16 protein-coding genes are annotated in these 17,113 nt (G+C 73.1%); 8 read left to right on the forward strand and 8 right to left on the reverse strand.

Annotated elements, in window-relative coordinates; genetic code table 11:
* Both ACFXPX_RS34370 and ACFXPX_RS34375 read right to left on the reverse strand, forming a co-directional pair.
* Nucleotides 1-777, reverse strand: a complete 777-nt coding sequence (locus ACFXPX_RS34370; RefSeq protein ID WP_380530569.1) for a hypothetical protein — start codon at nucleotides 775-777, stop codon at nucleotides 1-3.
* Between the two features lie 279 nt (nucleotides 778-1,056).
* Entirely contained in the window at nucleotides 1,057-1,611 is a 555-nt protein-coding gene (locus ACFXPX_RS34375; protein WP_375893548.1) for a TetR/AcrR family transcriptional regulator, read from the reverse strand.
* 312 nt (nucleotides 1,612-1,923) lie between these two features.
* Between ACFXPX_RS34375 and ACFXPX_RS34380 the strand changes: the two genes are divergently transcribed.
* Nucleotides 1,924-2,610 carry a hypothetical protein gene (locus tag ACFXPX_RS34380; protein ID WP_380644420.1) on the forward strand — a complete coding sequence of 229 codons (687 nt, stop codon included), beginning with the start codon at nucleotides 1,924-1,926 and terminating at the stop codon, nucleotides 2,608-2,610.
* A gap of 49 nt (nucleotides 2,611-2,659) precedes the next feature.
* Here ACFXPX_RS34380 and ACFXPX_RS34385 read toward each other — a convergent pair whose 3' ends face one another.
* On the reverse strand, nucleotides 2,660-4,255 hold the full coding sequence (locus ACFXPX_RS34385; protein ID WP_380644421.1) for a phytoene desaturase family protein: 1,596 nt from the start codon (nucleotides 4,253-4,255) through the stop codon (nucleotides 2,660-2,662).
* Nucleotides 4,256-4,421: 166 nt separating this feature from the next.
* On the opposite strand from ACFXPX_RS34385, the gene ACFXPX_RS34390 reads away from it, so the two are divergent.
* Nucleotides 4,422-4,835 carry a hypothetical protein gene (locus ACFXPX_RS34390; protein WP_380530581.1) on the forward strand — a complete coding sequence of 138 codons (414 nt, stop codon included), beginning with the start codon at nucleotides 4,422-4,424 and terminating at the stop codon, nucleotides 4,833-4,835.
* A gap of 180 nt (nucleotides 4,836-5,015) precedes the next feature.
* Nucleotides 5,016-5,666 carry a hypothetical protein gene (locus ACFXPX_RS34395; RefSeq protein WP_380644422.1) on the forward strand — a complete coding sequence of 217 codons (651 nt, stop codon included), beginning with the start codon at nucleotides 5,016-5,018 and terminating at the stop codon, nucleotides 5,664-5,666.
* 19 nt (nucleotides 5,667-5,685) lie between these two features.
* Here the strand turns inward: ACFXPX_RS34395 and ACFXPX_RS34400 are convergent, their stop codons facing one another.
* The 3 genes from ACFXPX_RS34400 to ACFXPX_RS34410 form a co-directional block, all read right to left on the reverse strand.
* The gene (locus tag ACFXPX_RS34400; protein WP_380530588.1) at nucleotides 5,686-6,273 is read right to left on the reverse strand and encodes an SMI1/KNR4 family protein; all 588 of its coding nucleotides are present in this window, start codon (nucleotides 6,271-6,273) and stop codon (nucleotides 5,686-5,688) included.
* A 37-nt stretch (nucleotides 6,274-6,310) separates the two neighbouring features.
* Entirely contained in the window at nucleotides 6,311-6,892 is a 582-nt protein-coding gene (locus ACFXPX_RS34405; RefSeq protein WP_380644424.1) for a hypothetical protein, read from the reverse strand.
* 108 nt (nucleotides 6,893-7,000) lie between these two features.
* Nucleotides 7,001-10,483 carry an NACHT domain-containing protein gene (locus tag ACFXPX_RS34410; RefSeq protein WP_380644425.1) on the reverse strand — a complete coding sequence of 1,161 codons (3,483 nt, stop codon included), beginning with the start codon at nucleotides 10,481-10,483 and terminating at the stop codon, nucleotides 7,001-7,003.
* A gap of 110 nt (nucleotides 10,484-10,593) precedes the next feature.
* Here ACFXPX_RS34410 and ACFXPX_RS34415 point away from each other — a divergent pair, with 110 nt between their 5' ends.
* Nucleotides 10,594-10,965 carry a hypothetical protein gene (locus ACFXPX_RS34415; RefSeq protein WP_380644426.1) on the forward strand — a complete coding sequence of 124 codons (372 nt, stop codon included), beginning with the start codon at nucleotides 10,594-10,596 and terminating at the stop codon, nucleotides 10,963-10,965.
* Nucleotides 10,966-11,101: 136 nt separating this feature from the next.
* On the forward strand, nucleotides 11,102-12,310 hold the full coding sequence (locus ACFXPX_RS34420) for a cytochrome P450 (protein WP_380530600.1): 1,209 nt from the start codon (nucleotides 11,102-11,104) through the stop codon (nucleotides 12,308-12,310).
* Between the two features lie 85 nt (nucleotides 12,311-12,395).
* Here the strand turns inward: ACFXPX_RS34420 and ACFXPX_RS34425 are convergent, their stop codons facing one another.
* Entirely contained in the window at nucleotides 12,396-13,010 is a 615-nt protein-coding gene (locus ACFXPX_RS34425) for a TetR/AcrR family transcriptional regulator (RefSeq protein ID WP_380530603.1), read from the reverse strand.
* Nucleotides 13,011-13,037: 27 nt separating this feature from the next.
* Nucleotides 13,038-13,757: a hypothetical protein gene (locus ACFXPX_RS34430; protein WP_380530606.1), complete on the reverse strand. Its 720-nt coding sequence runs from the start codon at nucleotides 13,755-13,757 to the stop codon at nucleotides 13,038-13,040.
* A 249-nt stretch (nucleotides 13,758-14,006) separates the two neighbouring features.
* On the opposite strand from ACFXPX_RS34430, the gene ACFXPX_RS34435 reads away from it, so the two are divergent.
* The 3 genes from ACFXPX_RS34435 (at nucleotide 14,007) to ACFXPX_RS34445 (ending at nucleotide 16,729) form a co-directional block, all read left to right on the forward strand.
* The gene (locus ACFXPX_RS34435; RefSeq protein ID WP_380644427.1) at nucleotides 14,007-15,065 is read left to right on the forward strand and encodes a helix-turn-helix domain-containing protein; all 1,059 of its coding nucleotides are present in this window, start codon (nucleotides 14,007-14,009) and stop codon (nucleotides 15,063-15,065) included.
* 204 nt (nucleotides 15,066-15,269) lie between these two features.
* Nucleotides 15,270-15,548 (forward strand): hypothetical protein, encoded by a 279-nt coding sequence (locus ACFXPX_RS34440; protein WP_375893569.1) that lies wholly within the window; start codon nucleotides 15,270-15,272, stop codon nucleotides 15,546-15,548.
* A 182-nt stretch (nucleotides 15,549-15,730) separates the two neighbouring features.
* On the forward strand, nucleotides 15,731-16,729 hold the full coding sequence (locus ACFXPX_RS34445) for a phospholipase (RefSeq protein WP_380530612.1): 999 nt from the start codon (nucleotides 15,731-15,733) through the stop codon (nucleotides 16,727-16,729).
* Nucleotides 16,730-17,113 lie beyond the last annotated feature (384 nt).

Genomic DNA, 17,113 nt, shown 5'->3' on the forward strand with positions numbered 1-17,113 from the left:
TCAGGAACGGTCGTCGCCGACCGGCCGGCGGCGGCGCAGCACCCAGGCTCCTCCGGCGGCCGCGACCAGCAGGAAGCTGCCGCCCGTGACCAGGGCCGCGTCGTCGGGACGGTGCTGGGTGGCCCCCGAGCCGGTGGCCGCGCCGCCGGTGGGCATGGCCTGGAGGGTGCCGCACAGGGCGGGTGCGGTGGCGGTCTGCGGCAGGGTCGGGTCCAGGTCGCTCGGGCCCAGGACGTCGGTGAACTTGCCGCTGCCGTTGTAGTCGAGGCCGTGCACCACGATGACGGCCTTGCCGGAGCGGATGTTGTTCGCCACGTCGTCGGTGACCGTCACGGTGCGTGCGTAGTGGAAGGAGCTTCCGGTGGGGAAGCGGTCGACGGCCAGGCCGCTGGCGGGGCTGGTGTCACCGCTGGTGGTCAGGGAGGTGCCGATCATTCCGTAGGAGGGGTGGCCGTCACTGGTACTGATCGCGGTGTGGCCGTTGAGGTTGGTGGCCGCCGCGGCGGTCGGGCACACGCCCATGCCGTCGACGTGGATGTGCATCGCGTGTGGGACCCCGGCCAGCAGGCCGGTGGTGTCGACGGTGACGGTGGCCTGGTCGCCGCTCAGTGAGAGCGTCGCGCTGCCGGAACCGGTGACGTTGTTGGTGGGGACGGGCTGGAGTCCGGCCTGGTAGCCGGGGGGACTCGACGAGCCGGCGGCGAGGGCTGTCGCGGGTACGCCCGCGGTCAGGCCCAGCGCGCCGGCGGCGGCCAGGCAGTAGATGGCTTTGCGCATGATGATCGTCCGCTCGTCGGGGCGGCCCGGCCGGGTGGGAACCGGTCGGACGCAGCCCGTTCGGACTGGCGGCGTGGTCGCCGCTCCTGGGGGTGGGCACCCTCGCCCCGGTGCTGCCCGGGGCGAGGGTGGGGACGCCGTGCACCGAGCGGTGCGGGCGTCGGGTCGGTTCACCAGGGATTCGTGGCGGGCGGTGTGCCGGATGGGTCGGTCCGGCGGATCATCGCGCGGAAGGGGTCTGCCGGCGCGGGAACTCCCCGTTCCCGGCGAGGAGATCGTTCAGGAGCCGAGCCGGACCAGTTCGGCGTCGATCGCGTCGGCCATCAGCATCCGGGCGTGCGCCAGCGGCAGGCTGCCGCTCAGCCAGCGGGTGCTGAGGCCTTCGAGCAGCGCGGTGAGCCGCTCCGCCGCACCGGCCAGCGCGACCGCCGAGGACATCGGCTGCACGCCGCCCAGCAGTTCGGCGATCTCCTGGACCCAGACCCGGGTGGCGCGGGCGAGGTCCTCGCGCAGGGTCTCGTCGAAGACGGCGCTGGCGCGCAGCTCGCCCCAGGCGGTGCTGTTCTCCCGGACCTCGACGCTGTCCTGGAGCTCCAGCAGCAGCGTCTGCTCCAGCTCCTCGCGGGCCGTCAACGGCGGTGCGTCGGCGGCGCGTTCGGTCGTGTAGCGCTCGGCCCGGTCGTTGATGAACTCCAGCGTCTGCCGGAGGATCCCGGTGCGGTCCTTGAAGTGGTAGTAGATGAGCGCGGTGGACACGCCCGCCTCGGCGGCGAGCTCCTCCACCCGCAACCCGCGTACCCCGCGCCGCGCGATCACCCGCGCCGCAGCTTCCATGATCGACGTTTTCCTACTGGCCACGGTCCACCACCTTACCCGCGGGGCGCGCCAAGATCACTCCGTATGCTGAAAGTCCCGTCAGGTGGGACGCCGGGCGGATGCCGGTCGAGGACCGCACGTCCTGACGACTTTCGGACAAGCTGCGCCCCGGGAGCGGAATTCTCCGGTCCTCCGCTGAACTTTCACGCCTCCACCACTTAGGGTGGCTCTCGTTCGACCGCCGGGTGGACCGGCGCAACGGGGGCACCTCATCCTCCTCAACACCCCAGGAGCACACCGGACATGATCCTGCGTCAGATAGTGAAGCGCGTGAGGACCCTGGCGGTCGGACGGGGCGCCGGCGCCGCCGTGGCGTCGATCGCCCTGATCGCGGCCGTCGCCCTGGGCGGCACCGTCTCCGGCATGTCCACGGCCGAGGCCCGGACGGCGGGCTGGGGCAACGGAGGCAAGTGGAGCTGCTCCGGGCAGCCCGTCGCCGCCGGGAACGTCATCACCGACCACGACCCCAGCGGCTGCAGCGGCGCCGGCTCCTGGTACCAGCAGCCGGCCAAGGACGGCATCTGGACCTGCTCCGGCTCCCCGGTGGTGGCCGGCTACGTCATCACCGACCACCAGACCACCGGCTGCCGGGGCATGGGCTCCTGGCGGCACAGCCTCGTCCACGACGGCATCTGGACCTGTTCCGGCTCGCCCGTCGTGCCCGGCTACGTCATCAGCAACCACTTCCGCAGCGGCTGCGGCGGCATCGGCAACTGGCAGCACAGCCTCCCGCACGACGGCATCTGGACCTGCTCCGGCTCCCCGGTGGTGGCCGGCTACGTGATCACCGGCCACCAGGTGGCGGGCTGCGACGGCGCCGGCTCCTGGCGCCACAACATCGCCCGCGTCGGCCTGTGGACCTGCCCCGGCTCGCCCGTCCCGGCCGGCTTCCGGGCCACCCAGTACAACGCCGGCGCCTGCGACGGCCTCGGCGGCTGGGCCCTCGCCCGCGCCTGACGCACCGCCACCGGGCCGGCCCCGTCCCGGCCGGCCCGGTCCCCAGTGGTTACGGGGCCGGTTCGGCCAGGACGGCCTGCGCCGCGTTGTGCCCCGGGATCCCGCTGACCCCGCCGCCGCGGACGGCGCCCGCCCCGCAGAGCAGCACGTTCGGGTGGGCGGTGGCCACGCCCCAGCGGGCGGCGGGGTCCGCCCGCTCCTCCCCGCCGCCGTCCCGGTCCTCCGTGAAGGGGAAGGCGAGGTCGCGATGGAAGATGTGCCCGCCCGGCAGCCCGAGCTCCCGCTCCAGCGCCGGCGGCGTCCGGGCCTCCACGCAGGGCCGTCCGTCCGCGTCCACGGCCAGGCAGTCGGCGATCGGCTCGGCCAGCACCGCGTCCAGCTGCGCCAGGCTCGCGGCCAGCGCGCGCCCCTCGGCCGCCGGGTCGCCGAACAGCCGGGCGGGCATGTGCAGTCCGAAGAGCGTCAGGGTCTGGTACCCCTGCCGGACGGCCTCCGGCCCGAGGACGGACGGGTCGGTGAGGGAGTGGCAGTAGATCTCGGACGGCGGCGCCGAAGGCAGTCGGCCGGCCAGCGCCTCGGTGTACGCGGTCTCCAACTGCCGGTAGCCCTCGGCGATGTGGAAGGTCCCGGCGAAGGCCTCGCGCGGGTCGGCGGCGGCGTCCCGCAGCCGGGGCAGCCGGCGCAGCACCATGTTGACCTTGAGCTGGGAGCCCTCCGGGGCGGGCCCCGGGTCCTCGCCGAGCAGCCGGGCCAGGGTGGCCGGTGCGGTGTTCACCAGCACCCGGTGCCCCGCCACCGTCGCCTCGCCGTCCCGGTGCCGGTACGTCACCTCGGCGTCGCCCCGGCCGTCGGTGGCGACGGCCGTCACCTCGCAGCCGGTCCGGAGCTCCGCCCCGGCCGCCCGCGCGGCCCCGGCCAGGGCGTCCGTCACCGCGCCCATCCCGCCGACCGGCACGTCCCAGTCGCCGGTCCCGTTGCCGATGACGTGGTAGAGGAAGCAGCGGTTCTGCCGCAGCGCGGGGTCGTGGGCGTGGGTGAAGGTGCCGATCAGCGCGTCCGTCAGGACCACGCCGCGCACCAGGTCGTCCGTGAAGCTCCCTTCGACCACCTCGCCGAGCGGCCGCTCGAACAGGGCCCTCCAGGCGGCCTCGTCGTCGACCAGCCGACGGAACTCGGTGCGGGTGCGCAGCGGTTCGGTCAGGGTGGGGAACACCCGCCGGGCGACCTCCGCCGTCATCCCGTAGAAGCGCTGCCAGGCCTGCCACTCCCGGTCGCCGCCGGTCAGGCTCCGGAACGACTCCCGGGTGCGGTCCGGGTCGGCCGCGTCCACCAGCAGCCCGGTGGGCTTCCCGTCCCGCAGCGTGGGGGTGTAGGAGGAGATCCGGCGGCGGCGCATGTCGAGCCGCAGCCCGAGGTCCCGCACCACCTGCCGGGGCAGCAGGCTGACGAGGTAGGAGTAGCGCGACAACCGGGCGTCCACGCCGGGGAACACCCGGGCGGAGACGGCGGCCCCGCCCACCCGCGCCAGCCGTTCGAGGACCAGCACCCGCCGCCCGGCCCGCGCCAGGTAGGCCGCGGCCACCAGTCCGTTGTGCCCGCCGCCGACGATCACGACGTCGTACCGGGATGACACCTTCGTGGTCATCCGGTCACGGTACGACACCACACCCGTGCGGGGAACCCGCACGACGCCGGTGGGTCCGGGCGCCGCGCCCGGACCCACCGGTGCCCCCAGCGGCCTCGTCGGCACCGCACCTGGTGCTCCGCTAGGCTCAACACCCGCTGTCCGCGCGACGATTGGTGGTGCTCCGATGCAGGGTTACGGCCGGACCGAGCTCGAGTGGAACGAGTTGGCGGAGGCCGCTCACGACCACCTGGCCGAGGTCGCCAGGGCCGGTGGCCTGACGACGTACACCAAGCTGAGCGCGGCCCTGGTGGAGCGGACGGGGCAGCCCGGGTTCGACTTCTCCCGGGCGGACCACCGGGCAGCGGTCGGGTACCTGCTGTGGCGCGTCACCACGGACGGCCGGACCGGGCAGGAACCGATGCTGTCCGCATTGGTCCGGTACGAGGGCATGAACGACGCCGGCCCCGGGTTCTACGGTCTGGCGCAGGAGCTCGGGCTCCTGTCGCTCGGCGCCTCCAGGGCGGAGAAGGACACGTTCTGGAGCGGCCAGGTCGGAGCTCTGCACACCGCGTACGCCCGTCCCGGCGGTCCGGCCTGAGGGCGGTCCCGAGGGCGGTCGACCTGCCGACCGACGCAAGGCCGCCATGATCACGGGATCCGGCCCCGTGGTACGTTCCGGGACCAAGGGGGCGACATGGACGAGACGTCGACGGCATGTGAGGAACTGGACCGGCTGGGTCGGTCCCTGCACGGGCAACTGGTCATACTGGTCAAGGACTTGACCGTTCGTGCTCACCTCCGCCGACTCGCACTCGGCGAGCCGGAGCCGGAGATCACGGACCGGCCCGATCCGCTGCGCCACCACCACGCGCTGGCGTACCAGGGCAACCGTCCGAAGGCCGCCACCGCCGCCGAGACGTCCGACCGGGCGGTCTCCCTCCTCGACGCGGCCGGCTGGGACGTCACGACGTCACGGCTGGACGACGACGGGAGGGTCTGGACGGTCGTCCTCGCCCGCCGGGACGGCAGCACCATCCGCGTCCTGACGAGCGACGACACCCCAGCGGTGGTCTTCCGCGGACAGACGGCGGACCTGGCCCTGCACACCCCGCAACCGGCGCCGCACCCGGTGCCGGAGCCCCAGCCGGAACCCGACCCGGAACCCGACCCGGAACCCGACCCGGAGCCGGTGCGCACGCCCGAGACCCTGACACCCGGCTACGTCCTCTGCTACGAGTGCGACGGCCTCGGCCTCTGCCTCCTCTGCCGCGGCCGCGGCTGGCGGCCCCGCCTGCCCGAGGGCAAGCGCCGCTGCGGCGAATGCCAGGCCAGGAAGGTCTGCGTCATCTGCAGGGGCGGCGGCCAGCTGAGCATCTACGGACTGTCCACCTACCAACGCGGCTACTACCCGGAGCTGGACCAGCACTGACCTCGGCCGTTGCGGGGAGTCACAGCTCCGGGGCCATCCGATGCCGGTGTGGATGGCCGCGAAGCCGGGGCGAGGTGAGTTCCAGCGCCCGGTTGTCGAGCCCGGCGCTCATCTGGTCTAGCCAGCGCTCGTACCAGTCGAGGAAGTCGGCGGCGGAGGAGACGTTGGGCCCCCAGTGCCCGTCGCCGTTGCCGACGAGGACTCGGCCGGTGAGGGGCCCGGTCACCGCGATGACGCACACGTCGGTGCAGCCCATCTCGATGATGTGGAGGAAGAGGTCGCGATCGTGCGACCCGGCCGCCGGGCGGTCGAAGCCCCGGGGCGTCCCCGGCTCTCCGCGCGGCTCCATGACCAGCAGGGAGCACCGCTCCAGTGGAACGAGGCCGTAGAACGGTGCCGCGCCGGAGCCGCCGAGGTACCTGAGGAACTGCCGGTGGGCGCTGTGCAGGGCGACGCCGTGCTCGGCCTCGAACGCAGCGATCCGCGCTTCCGACACCTTCGGTCCGAGGCGGAACCTGTGCTGCTCCTCCCCGAAGGAGTGGCTGCGCAGCGGCTGGAACGGGATCGCGGCCAGCTTGCGCCGCAGACGGGGTATGCGGGGGTCCATGGTGGGTCTTCTCTCGTCCCCGTCACCCTAGAGCGTGTCAGGGGATGAACTGCGCTCCGAGCAGGCCGTGGCCGGCGTTCGCCGCCGCGCGCCAGACCGGGGGTACGCCGTCGAGCAGGGCGGTGATGTCGTCCCGGCCGCCCTCGTCGTGGAGGGCGGCGGTGAGGAGCAGTTCGGCCTGGTGCCGGCTTTGCGGGGTCCAGTCGTAGGCGCGTTCGACGGCGGGAAGGGTCTGCACGACCTGTTCCGGGGTGAGGAGGAGGTCGCCGAACCAGCCGGGCAGGTGCGCGAAGCGCTGCGGGCCGAGGGCGAAGGCCATGGCGGAGGCCGGGTAGGCCTTGCGGGCGGAGGCCACGACGTGCGGCAGGGACTTGTCGTAGCCCTGTTCCCAGGCCTCGTAGACGGTGCAGATCCGCTCGTCCAGTGCGGACGGGGCGGTGAGATCGATGAAGCGGTCCAGCGCCTCCGGGTTGCTGCCGCCGGCCCGCCACCACCGGAGGAGGTCCGTGGACGCCTGGAGCGCGGCCTCCGCCTCGATGACGGGAGCGAGTTCCGGCGCGTACCGCGCGACGGTGTCGGGCCGTACGGGGACCAGACACCACATGCCCAGGAAACTCATCGGTGGCCCCCCTTGTCGTGTTGCCGTGATGGTGTCACGGCCCTCCGACAACGGGATGCCGCGCCGCCCGGGTCCGGGGCGAAGGCTCCGGTAGCTCCCCCGCTCCGCTCATTCCGTGGCCGTCAGCCAGGCGTGGAGCCGGCGCAGGGCGAGGGTTTCCGCCGGGGAGGCGGGCGCGGTCAGTGCCTGACGCAGTGCCCGGTCGGCCGCGTCGTGGGCTCCCGCGGCGATCAGTGACTGCAGGGCCCGCCACCGGGTCTCGTCGGCGGCGCCCGGCGTCGTGCAGACGCGGCACCACAGGGGGACGGCCTCCTGGGCGAGTCCTGCGCCGGCCAGGAGGGAGGCGGTCTCGGCGACCCGGCCGATCGTGCCGAGGGAGGCCGACACGCGGCCGAGGACCTCCCGAACGCCCCCCGCGCCGGCCACGGCCGCCCACGACCGGACGACGGCCCGGAGCTCGGGACCGGTCAGACCGGGGTCGTCGAGCAGTCGGCGTCCCAGCTCCATGACGGCCTTGTCCTGGCCGTGTTCGACCAGGACGGGCAGGAGCTCCGTGCGCAGCGCCGCCCCGCCGTACGGGCGGGCCTCCAGGGCGTCCAGGACCTCCTCGCAGGCCGACGCGCCGTCGTGGCGCAGCACGACGCGGGCGGCGTTCACGAACGCCTTGGTGCTGCTGCCGGGTTGCCGGAGCACGCGGAGGGCGAGCGGCAGGACGGCGGCGGGCGCCGCACCGGCTTCGAGCAGCAGCCCGAGGGCGGTCGCGTGGTCCTCGGGCTTCCCGTCGAGTCTCTCCAGCCAGTGCCGCACCTCGTCCGCCGCGTCCGGGCCGAGGGCCCTGACGAGGACCATGAACTCCAGCTGGAGGCTGTACCTCCGCCGGGTCGTGGCACCGAGGCCCGTCCGGACCAGTTCGAGTGCCTGCGCGGCGAATCCCTCGCGCAGCAGGTCGTGGGCGATGCTCGGGCGCTCGTCCGCGTTCCACACCGAGGCCTCGCGCAGGAACCCGACGATGCGGTCGGCTCCGGCGGCGCCCTCCGTCTCGACCCACGCCGTCACGACGTCGCTGTTGTCGTCGCTGCTGATCGATTCGTCGAGGAAGCGTCGGGTGAGCGGGGCGGCCTCGTCGGTGCGCCCGAACCGGAGCAGGGTGAGGATCAGGCCCCGGGCCGACCAGATCTGGGAGTCGTTCCGGGCTCCGATGATCCGGGCGACCTCCTCGGCGGCGTCCGCCCCGTCGACGTCGAACCAGAGTTCGCCGGCCCTCTCCAGGCGCTGGTCGTTGTGCTCGGGGCCGGTCAGGACGGACCGGGCGAGGTCCACCAGGCCCTCGGTGCTGCCCTCGGCGAGGAGCAGGTCCCCGGCGGTCAGCCGGTCCCAGACGGAGACGCGCGGAGCGGTGAGCAGACGCCTCAGGGCCTCGGTCCGGAACGGCCCGCCCGAGGGGTCGAGCGAGGCGAGGTGCCGGCAGCACAGCAGCACGGTCTCCGGCGTCCCGGTCGAGGCCAGGCCCTCCAGGGCGGTGATGCCGTCCCGGAGGGAGGCGACGTTCGCGAGCGCGGCGGCCGCCCCGGTGCGCAGGGACGGCGGGAGGCCTTCCGCCTGCGCGACGGTACGAAGGCGGGCGGCGAGCCGGCGGTTCCCGCGCAGCTGGGACAGCTCGGCGAGGACCTCGGCGTCGGACGTGGCGAACCGCGACCTCTCGTCACCGGCGAAGTCCGTCAGGCGGTCGATCACCGACTGTTCGAGCGCCTCGCCCAGGGGTACGCCCGCCGTGACCAGGCGCAGTGCCATGACCCGGTGCTGCAGCTCGCCGGCGAGCAGGTGGCGGACGATCAGGCCGACGTCGTTGCCGGGCCGCCGCGCCCAGAGGGCACAGGTGAACAGCATCCGGTTACGGGCGCCGGCGCTGGTGGCGGCGGCGGCCCAGGGGCCGAGGCCGGGGAAGTCGGAGGGGATCCCCGGCGCCTCGTCCCGGGCGGCGAGGAACTCGGCGAACGACTGGTGGAGGAAGGACAACTCGGTGCCGTCGAAGGAGAGCACACCGCTCTGCGCCAGGAACTGCCCGAGTTCACCGTCAGCGCCCTCGGGCCAGCGCAGGCCGGAGGGGAGTCGGTCCGCCAGCCACGTCCGGGCCTCGCCGACGAGCGAGGTCTCCGGCGCCCCCTTGAGCCGCGCCCAGGCGAGGTGGGTCACCAACCGGTCGCGGTGCTCCAGCAGCCACGCGGCCATGGGGCCCAGCTCCCGCTGCTCCCAGCGTTCGACGAACCGCTTCGTGACCGCTCGGTTCCCCTCCCGGGCGGTCCTGAGCTGGTCCAGGAACGCCTCGTACAGGTCGACCCGGCCGCGGGGCAGCGGAGCGCGCGGGTTGCGGCTGCGGAAGGCGGCCGCGATGGTCGCAAGCAGCGGCACCCGGAGCACCTCCTGCAGACCGGCCTCGTCGACCTCGTCCAGGAACCGCCGGGCGTGGACGGCGGCGTCGTCCGATCCCTGGGCCCGGAACCAGCGCTCGGCGAAGGCGAGTTGCTGGTCGGTGTCGAATCCCTTGAGGGTGTAGAAGCCGATGCCCGGCAGGTCCTCGAAGGGTTCGAGCTCGCCCTGCGGGAGGGGGCGGGAGGTGATGACGAACCGGAAGTGCCCGCCGGGCGGCATCTGTTCGGCGAGCTTCCGCAGGGCGTTGTGCCGGATGACCGGTGAGGACACCTCGTCCAGGCCGTCGACGACGACGAGCCAGCGGACGCCGTGCGGGCGGCTCGCGAACCGCTCGTGGTGCACGGGCTCGGTCTGGGTGCCGCTGCGGTTCACCGCCTCGCTCAACTGCCGGTACCAGGCCTGGGGGAGATGGAGGTCCGCCGAGGCGATCCGGACGGCGACCACGGCGCTCGGGTACCAGGGCTGTGCCCCGCCGTCCTCGTCCTCGCACAGCCAGTACCTGGCCACCTGCCGCACGAGGTGCCGGCCCAGGGTGGTCTTGCCGGTGCCCGGACCGCCCGTGATGAAGAGGTGGTCGTGCGTCGCCAGGGCCTCGGCGAGGGTCGAGGCCGACGGGTGGGGCCGCCGGGCGGCCTCCTGCCCCGGTTTCTCGGGGCCCTGCGGCAGGGGCTGGACGTCCTGCTCGACGTAGACCTCGGACAGCGGCGGTCTGACGACGCCGAGCAGGTCGTAGGGGAACTGCTCGGCGGCGGCGGCCTGGCTGCGCAGCAGGTCCTCCAGCCACGGGTCGGGCAGGGGGATGTCCGTCCACTCCACGTTCCTGACGCCTGCCCCGCGCGTCGCGTGGCGCCGGGCGCGCTCCGCCAGCCTCGACTGCCGCTCGGCGCGACTCCACAGGGAGGCGACGGCCTCCGCGGGGTGGCCGAGCGCCGCGGCGAGCTGCTCGGCCGCCTGCCGTCGGCAGAGGCGGCGGGCGCCCAGGACGTCGTACACGGTGTTCTTGTCGGGAGCCACCGGGGCGCCGGGCGCACGGGGGGCCTTGAGGAAGGCGTGGACGCTGACGTGTCCGGCGGCTCGCAGCGCCGAGCGGAACCACTCGGCGAGCTCGGCCAGTTCGGGCCGCTCGCGCTGCTCGGTCTTCCTCGGCCGTCCGTTCGCCATCAGCCCGCTCTCCATGGGTTTCCGCAGAGTTTCCTCACGCTAGAGGGAAATCCCGCCGCAGGTGGAGGGTTTGTCGCATCGGTTTCGACGAGTGACGGGGGAGCGGTGCGATGGTGTTCGACGCGGTGGTGAACGGCCTGGACGGTGCCCGGGCGGCAGCCGTGACGGTTCCGGTGGTGATCGCCGCGGTGGCGCGCCGCTGGCTGCGCTACCGGGAGGCCGTGCGGCGGGAGGCGGAGCGCACCCGTCAGGTCGAGACGGCCGTCGCGGGGACGGAGTCACGGCACCGGGCCGCGGTGATGGCGGCGAGCGCGTGGCTCCGGGAGCCGCCGCGGACGCACGACGGGCACCGTTCGACGTCGGATCGGCCGACGTCGGATCGGCCGACGTCGGATCGGCCGACGTCGGATCAGTCGACGTCGGAGCGGTCGGGTTCGGATCGGGCGACGTCGGAGCGGCTGAAAGGGCGGCAGGGAGGCTGACTGTGCGTGCCGGCGGTGTTACGCTCGCCGCAAGAGAGAGCTGACTCTCACTTGTTGGGTCCGGGCCTCGTTCGTCCACCCCGGCCCCGAGTGGGCAGGAGAGAGCCGCTCCGCCGAGTGTTCGTGAGGAGAGACCATGAACGCGCCCGCACCGCAGTTACCCTTCGAACGTCCCAACGCCCTGGACCTGGCGCCGCTGCTCGCGCGGCTGCGCGAGGAAGGGCCGATCACCCGGGTGACGACACCCGCCGGGGACCCGGCCTGGCTGGTGACCCGCTACGAGGAAGCCCGGGAGATCCTGAGCGACACCCGGTTCTCCCGGCTGCGCCCCGACACCGCGGACTCCCCGAGGATCTCGGCCTCGGCCCTGCACACCCGCCCCGCCCCCACGCCCGAGGAGGAGGACCGCGAGCACACCCGGATGCGGCGGATGCTGGCACCCGCGTTCAGCGCGCCGCGGATGCGGCGGCTGGGCGAGCGGATCGGGGAACTCGCCGCGTCCTGCCTGGACGGGATGGAGGAGGAGCGCGCAGGGGATCCGCGCCGCGCCGTCGACCTGCACGGCCACCTGTCCTTCCCGCTGCCCGTGATGGTGATCTGCGAGCTGCTGGGCGTGCCCGTCGCGGACCGGGAGCTGCTGCGCGGCTGGTCGGAGCGGATCGCCGCGCTGTACGGCGGGGCCGACGGGGCCGCGGCCATGGCCGAGTTCGAGGCGTACGTGGCCGCGGTCGCCGAGGACAAGCGCAAGCGGCCGGGACAGGACGTGATCAGCGACATCCTGGCCGTCCAGGCACAGGACCCGTCCTTCACCGAGGAGGAGATGACCCGCCTGGCGGTGGGACTGCTGTTCGCGGGCCACGAGACGACGTCGACCCGGATCGACCTCGGAGTCCTGTTCCTGCTGAGCGACACCGCCCGGCGCGACCGCTTCGCCGCCGACCCCGACGGATCGGCCCGCGCCACCGTGGAGGAGGTCCTGCGGATGGCCGCGCCCGGTGCCCTGGGCCTGACCCGCTACGCCCGCGAGGAGGTCACCGTCGCGGGGACGGCGATCGCGCGGGGCGAGGCGGTGCTGGTGGCGATCAACGCCGCGAACCGGGACGGGCGGGCGTTCGAGGAGCCGGACACCTTCGACCCGTCGCGTTCCCCCAACGCCCACCTGGCCTTCGGGCACGGCGGCCACTACTGCATCGGCAACGCGCTGGCCCGCACCGAGATGCAGATCGCGCTGACCGCGCTGGTCCGACGCTTCCCCGGCCTCCGGCTGGCGGTGGACGCGCGCAGCCTGCGCGACCACTCCGAACGGCTGGCGGGCGGCATCGGCGAGGTGCCGGTGCTGTGGTGAACGGGCCGTCTGACGTCTGACCTCTGACGTCCGAGGTCTGACGTCCGAGGTCTGACGTCAGCCCTCAGCCCTCAGCCGTAAGCCGTCAGGGCGTGCGGGTGCGCAGCGCGGGGGCGGGGCAGGGCAGTGGGCGGGCCCCGGTGGGGGAGAGGCCGTCGAGGACCAGGGCCAGGTACCGGCGCCAGCCGCCCTCACCCGGGTCCACCGTCCACAGCACCGAGACCAGCATGACGACGACGCGGTGCAGGTCGTCGGGCACGAGGTCGGTGCGGAGCACGCCCGCTGCCTGACCGCGCGCGAGGAGGACGTCGAGGGCGGCGAAGAACTCCTCACCGGTCGCCGGGGTCAGCACACCGGCGGCGCGGGCGGCGGCCAGCACGTTGTAGTCGCCGGCCACCGACTCCAGAGCCGCCGCCAGCACCCGGGCCAGCCCGCCCGCGGGTTCGGGATCGTGGGCGGCGGCCTGGATGACGGGCCGGACGTGCTCGTCGAAGCGCTGGTCCAGCACGGCCCGCAGGAGCGCGGCCTTGTCGGGGAAGCGGCGGAAGAGCGTGGCGGCCCCGAGGCCGGCCCGGCGCGCCACGTCGTCGAGGTGGGCGTCGGGGCCCTGCTCGGCGAAGACCTCCCGGGCAGCCCGGATGATCTTCTCCGCGTTGCGGGCGGCGTCGGCGCGCAGCAGCCGGGGAGCGTCGGGGACCATCCCGGCACCCTATCGCCGCAGCGGCCGCTACCCGAGGCCCTCCGCCACGCGGACGAGTTCCTCGTCCGTGAGCCGCGGGGGGCCGCCGGTGGTGACGACGAAGGTGTAGGTGCCGTCGGACCAGGTCAGTGAATGGGGGCCACCTGGGGAGTCCGCGTGCGTGATGCTCGCCGGGAGGCCCTTGACGGTGGCGGCCTTGCCGGGCGGTGGTGTGCTGCTCCGGAGGGTCTGGCCGATGATCAGGCTCCCTTGTGTGTCGGGCTCCGTGCCCAGGGTGTACCGGACGGCCCAGGCCGGGGTGTCGGTCGGGACTGCTGCCAGGCCGGGCAGGTAGACCATCCTGCCCGCGGGGGCGGGGTAGTAGTTCTCCGGGAGGAACGCGGGCCGGAGGAGCTTGCGCTCGTCGAAGTGGACGGCGGGCTTGCCCGTGGCGTCGTCGAGCGTTCTGGTCCCGAGGGGTTCGCTCAGGCGGGTGGTGATCTGCGCGGCGCCGCCCGGGTCGCAGAACCCCGGACGGACCGTGTGCCGCAGGGAGACCGTCACCGTGCCGGTGGACTCGTGGGCCACGAGCTCCGGCCGTTCCTCGCACCCCCAGCCGATGTTGAGCGTCAGGGTCAGGCCGTCGGAGCTGACCAGCAGCGGGTAGCCGGCCACGGGGCCTTGGCTGACCCGGGTTTCCGGGCCCCGATCCATCCACGCGTTGATCGCGATCGCGACGCCGCCGCCGAGGACGGCCACGACTGCCACGGCGGTCAGGCGGTTCCGTCGTCGACGGTTCGTCAACTGTCCTGCGGTGTCTTGTGTCACGGTCCCTCCCCGGCGGTCACGGTCATGCTCGCGGCCCGGCCCGTTCGAGGTCAAACGAGGCGGTGGGACGCGGCAGCGCCTCATCTTGACGGTGGCGTGACAATGCACCGGGGAGGGCCTCGCCGATTCGACAGGGGAGGCATGTCAGGCATGTCTGGAAGGGACGGGATGTTCGCGCAAGGGACGAGCATGCTCCAGGGTGAGGGTTTGTCGGCGAAGGACGGTTTCGAGTGCTGGCGGGACGGGCTGGCCAGGAGGAGGGAGTGCGAGGCGACGAGTGCTCACGCACACGACTTCACCTGGCAGGTGCGGCTCTTCGAGCTGGGACCGGTGGTGCTGGTGGGCTCGTCGTTCCCGTCGGCGCGGTTCTGGCGTACGGAGCGGATGATCCGGCGTTCGGATCAGGAGCTGTGCTACCTGACGCTGCTGACCTCCGGAACCCACGCGCTCCGGCGGGGGCGGGACCAGGCGGAGACGTTCGGCGCCGGGGACTTCTCCCTCGTCGACAGCTCCACCCCGCACGATGCGCGGATGTTCGGGGACCGGGCCCCGGGCGGGAGCGGTCCGGACGTCGTCGGGGTGGGGATCGACCTGCCCGTGTCGCTGCTGCCGGTGCCCCCGCACCGGATGCGTGACCTGCTCGGCCGCAGGCTCTCCGGCCGGGAGGGCACAGGGGCGCTGCTGGCGCAGTTCCTCCTCGGGCTGGAGCGCCAGGCCGCCGCCCTCCAGCCCGCGGAGGCGTCCCGCCTCGGCACGGTGGTGCTCGACCTGATGTCGGCCTGGATCGCCGGGGAGCTCGACGCCGAGCGCACGCTGCCCCTGGAGGCCCGGCAGCAGGCCCTGGTGGAGACCATCCGCGCATTCGTCCGGGCCAACCTGCACGACCCCGGACTCACCCCGCCCGTGGTCGCCGCCGCCCACCACATCTCCGTCAGCCACCTGCACCGCCTCTTCGCGCGCCACTCCCAGGCGGAGACCGTGAGCGGGTTCATCCGCCGCCAGCGGCTGAGGAAGGCCCACCGCGACCTCGTCGACCCGGCCCTGATGGCCGTGCCGGTCCACGCCATCGGCGCCCGCTGCGGCATCCCCAACCCCTCCGAGTTCAGCCGCGCGTTCAAAGCCGCGTACGGCCTCTCCCCACGCGAACAGCGCCGCCGGGCCCTACCCGGGCCGACGGTCGAGGAGACGCTGCGCACAGGGTCGGAGACTCGTCGCGCATTCCACCACCGGACCGCCGACCTAGCGTGAGACGTGCACGGGGAGCCCCGCCCGGAATGCCCGTGTCACCGGATCAGATCAGCCACGACCTGGAGGTCATCGATGAAGAGGGCAATCGCCACACTCACCGCCACGGGGGTCCTGACCGTGGCCACCCTGGTCGGAGGCGCCGCGAGCGCCGGCGCGGCGACCCCGGCCCCGGCCCCGGCGCCGGCCCCTGCGCATGCTGCCGCTGTGGCCGCCAACCCCATCGGCTCCTACGGCCCGTTCGGATCCGCTCAGGAGTGCACGCAGTACGTCGCGGACTACGGCAACTTGGGCTTCTGGGACTGCGAGTACGCCCAGCACAACTGGTACGCGTTCAGCCCGAACGCCGGCCACGTCGCGATCGATTCCTGGGGCCCGTTCGGATCCGCCCAGGAGTGCATCTCCTGGGTGGGGAGCATCAACAAGCTCGGCGTCTTCGACTGCGAGTACGCCCTGACCAAGTGGTACGCGTTCGCCCCGGTCTAGGAGCTGCGACCGCCCGCGCCGTGAGGTCCCGTCGAGCCCCGGAGAACTACTCCGGGGCTCGGTGGTGTCTGCGGACGGTGGAGACCGAACCGCCGGTGATCGCGTTCAGGCCCCATCCACCGTTCGACGACGTACAGTTGGCACGTTCGGTCATGTTCACCTCAGAACACGGACGAGAAGGAGTGCCTTTCTTGACCACTCACCTCAGGACCGGCGCCCGCGTGCGGATGGTTCCCGCGCTGGCCGCGACGCTGTGCGGGATCATCGGCGGCACCGCGCTCGGAACCTCCCCGGCCGCCGCGGCCGACCAGCGCCACCCGATCTACGCCATCGCCCACCGGGTCGACACCCTGGACGGCGTGGACGCGGCGCTCAAGCACGGCGCCAACGGCATCGAGATCGACGTCTGCGCCTGGTGGAACCCGAACGAGTGGCGCGCCTACCACGACTGTTCCTCGGCCGGGGAGAACCGGCTCGGCCCCAGCTTCGACAGCATGATCGACCGCATCCTCTCCAACGCCAACGCGGGCCGCCGGCTGTCGCTGGTCTGGCTGGACATCAAGGACCCCAACTACTGCGGCGAGGAGCCCAACCGCACCTGCAGCGTCGCGGGCCTCCACGACAAGGCACAGCGGCTGACCGCCGCCGGCATCCAGGTCCTCTACGGCTTCTTCGAGTACCACGGCGGCAACACCCCCGACGTCGGCGGCCGCGGCTGGAAGAGCCTGGAGGGCAAGCTCGGCCGCCTGGAGGGCATGACCACCACCGGGGCCCGTGACAAGGTCGTCGGAGCCTTCAACAGCTCCGGCGCGGGCATCCCGGTCGGCCGCCGCGCGATGGACTACGGCGACACCGACATCAAGAACGGTTTCGGCAACTGCACCGAGGCCACCTGGAACACCTGCGCGGAACTGAAGAAGGGAGCGGCCGACCGGGCAGCCGGCCGACTCGCCGCCACGCTGTCCTGGACGACCACTTACAACGACCCCTGGTACGTGGACAAGCTCCTCGGCGACGCCCAGGTCGACGGCATCATCGCGGGCTACGGCGCCTTCACGGGCGTGCGGGAGTACGACGACACCTGGCAGTGCGCCAACGCGATCAACCTCGTCCGCGACTGGGTCAACCGCCACAGCGGCAGTCACCGGATGGCCAACAGCGGTGACCGCCTCTTCAAGTAGGGGACCGTCAGCCCCGGACCGCTCCCGCGCGGCCCGGGGCCGGGCATTTGTTTCGGGCGAGAAGTAGGGGTACTGTCTCCCAGTCGCCCGACAGGGAGCACCGGACACGCGATGGCGCGGACGGTTCCGGGGCGGCCAATCCACGAGAAACAGCACAGGCCGACTTCAGCATGCCTGGTTATCGGGATTGCGGCCGGATTCGCTTTTCGGAGCGGGGCTCGGCTAGAGTTTGAAACGTCGAACGGGGCATCAAACCCCGGAAGGCACCGGCGAGTTGGATGACGAAGCCCCGGAAAACGGAGCGGAAAACATCTGATAAGCTTGAAACACGAAAGAACGAAGCGCCCGGAGGGCCCGCTGGAAGGCGGTCCGAAGGAAGCGTCC

Origin of the sequence: Kitasatospora sp. NPDC059146 (assembly GCF_042786665.1) — a bacterium.
Taxonomy (GTDB): Bacteria; Actinomycetota; Actinomycetes; order Streptomycetales; family Streptomycetaceae; genus Kitasatospora.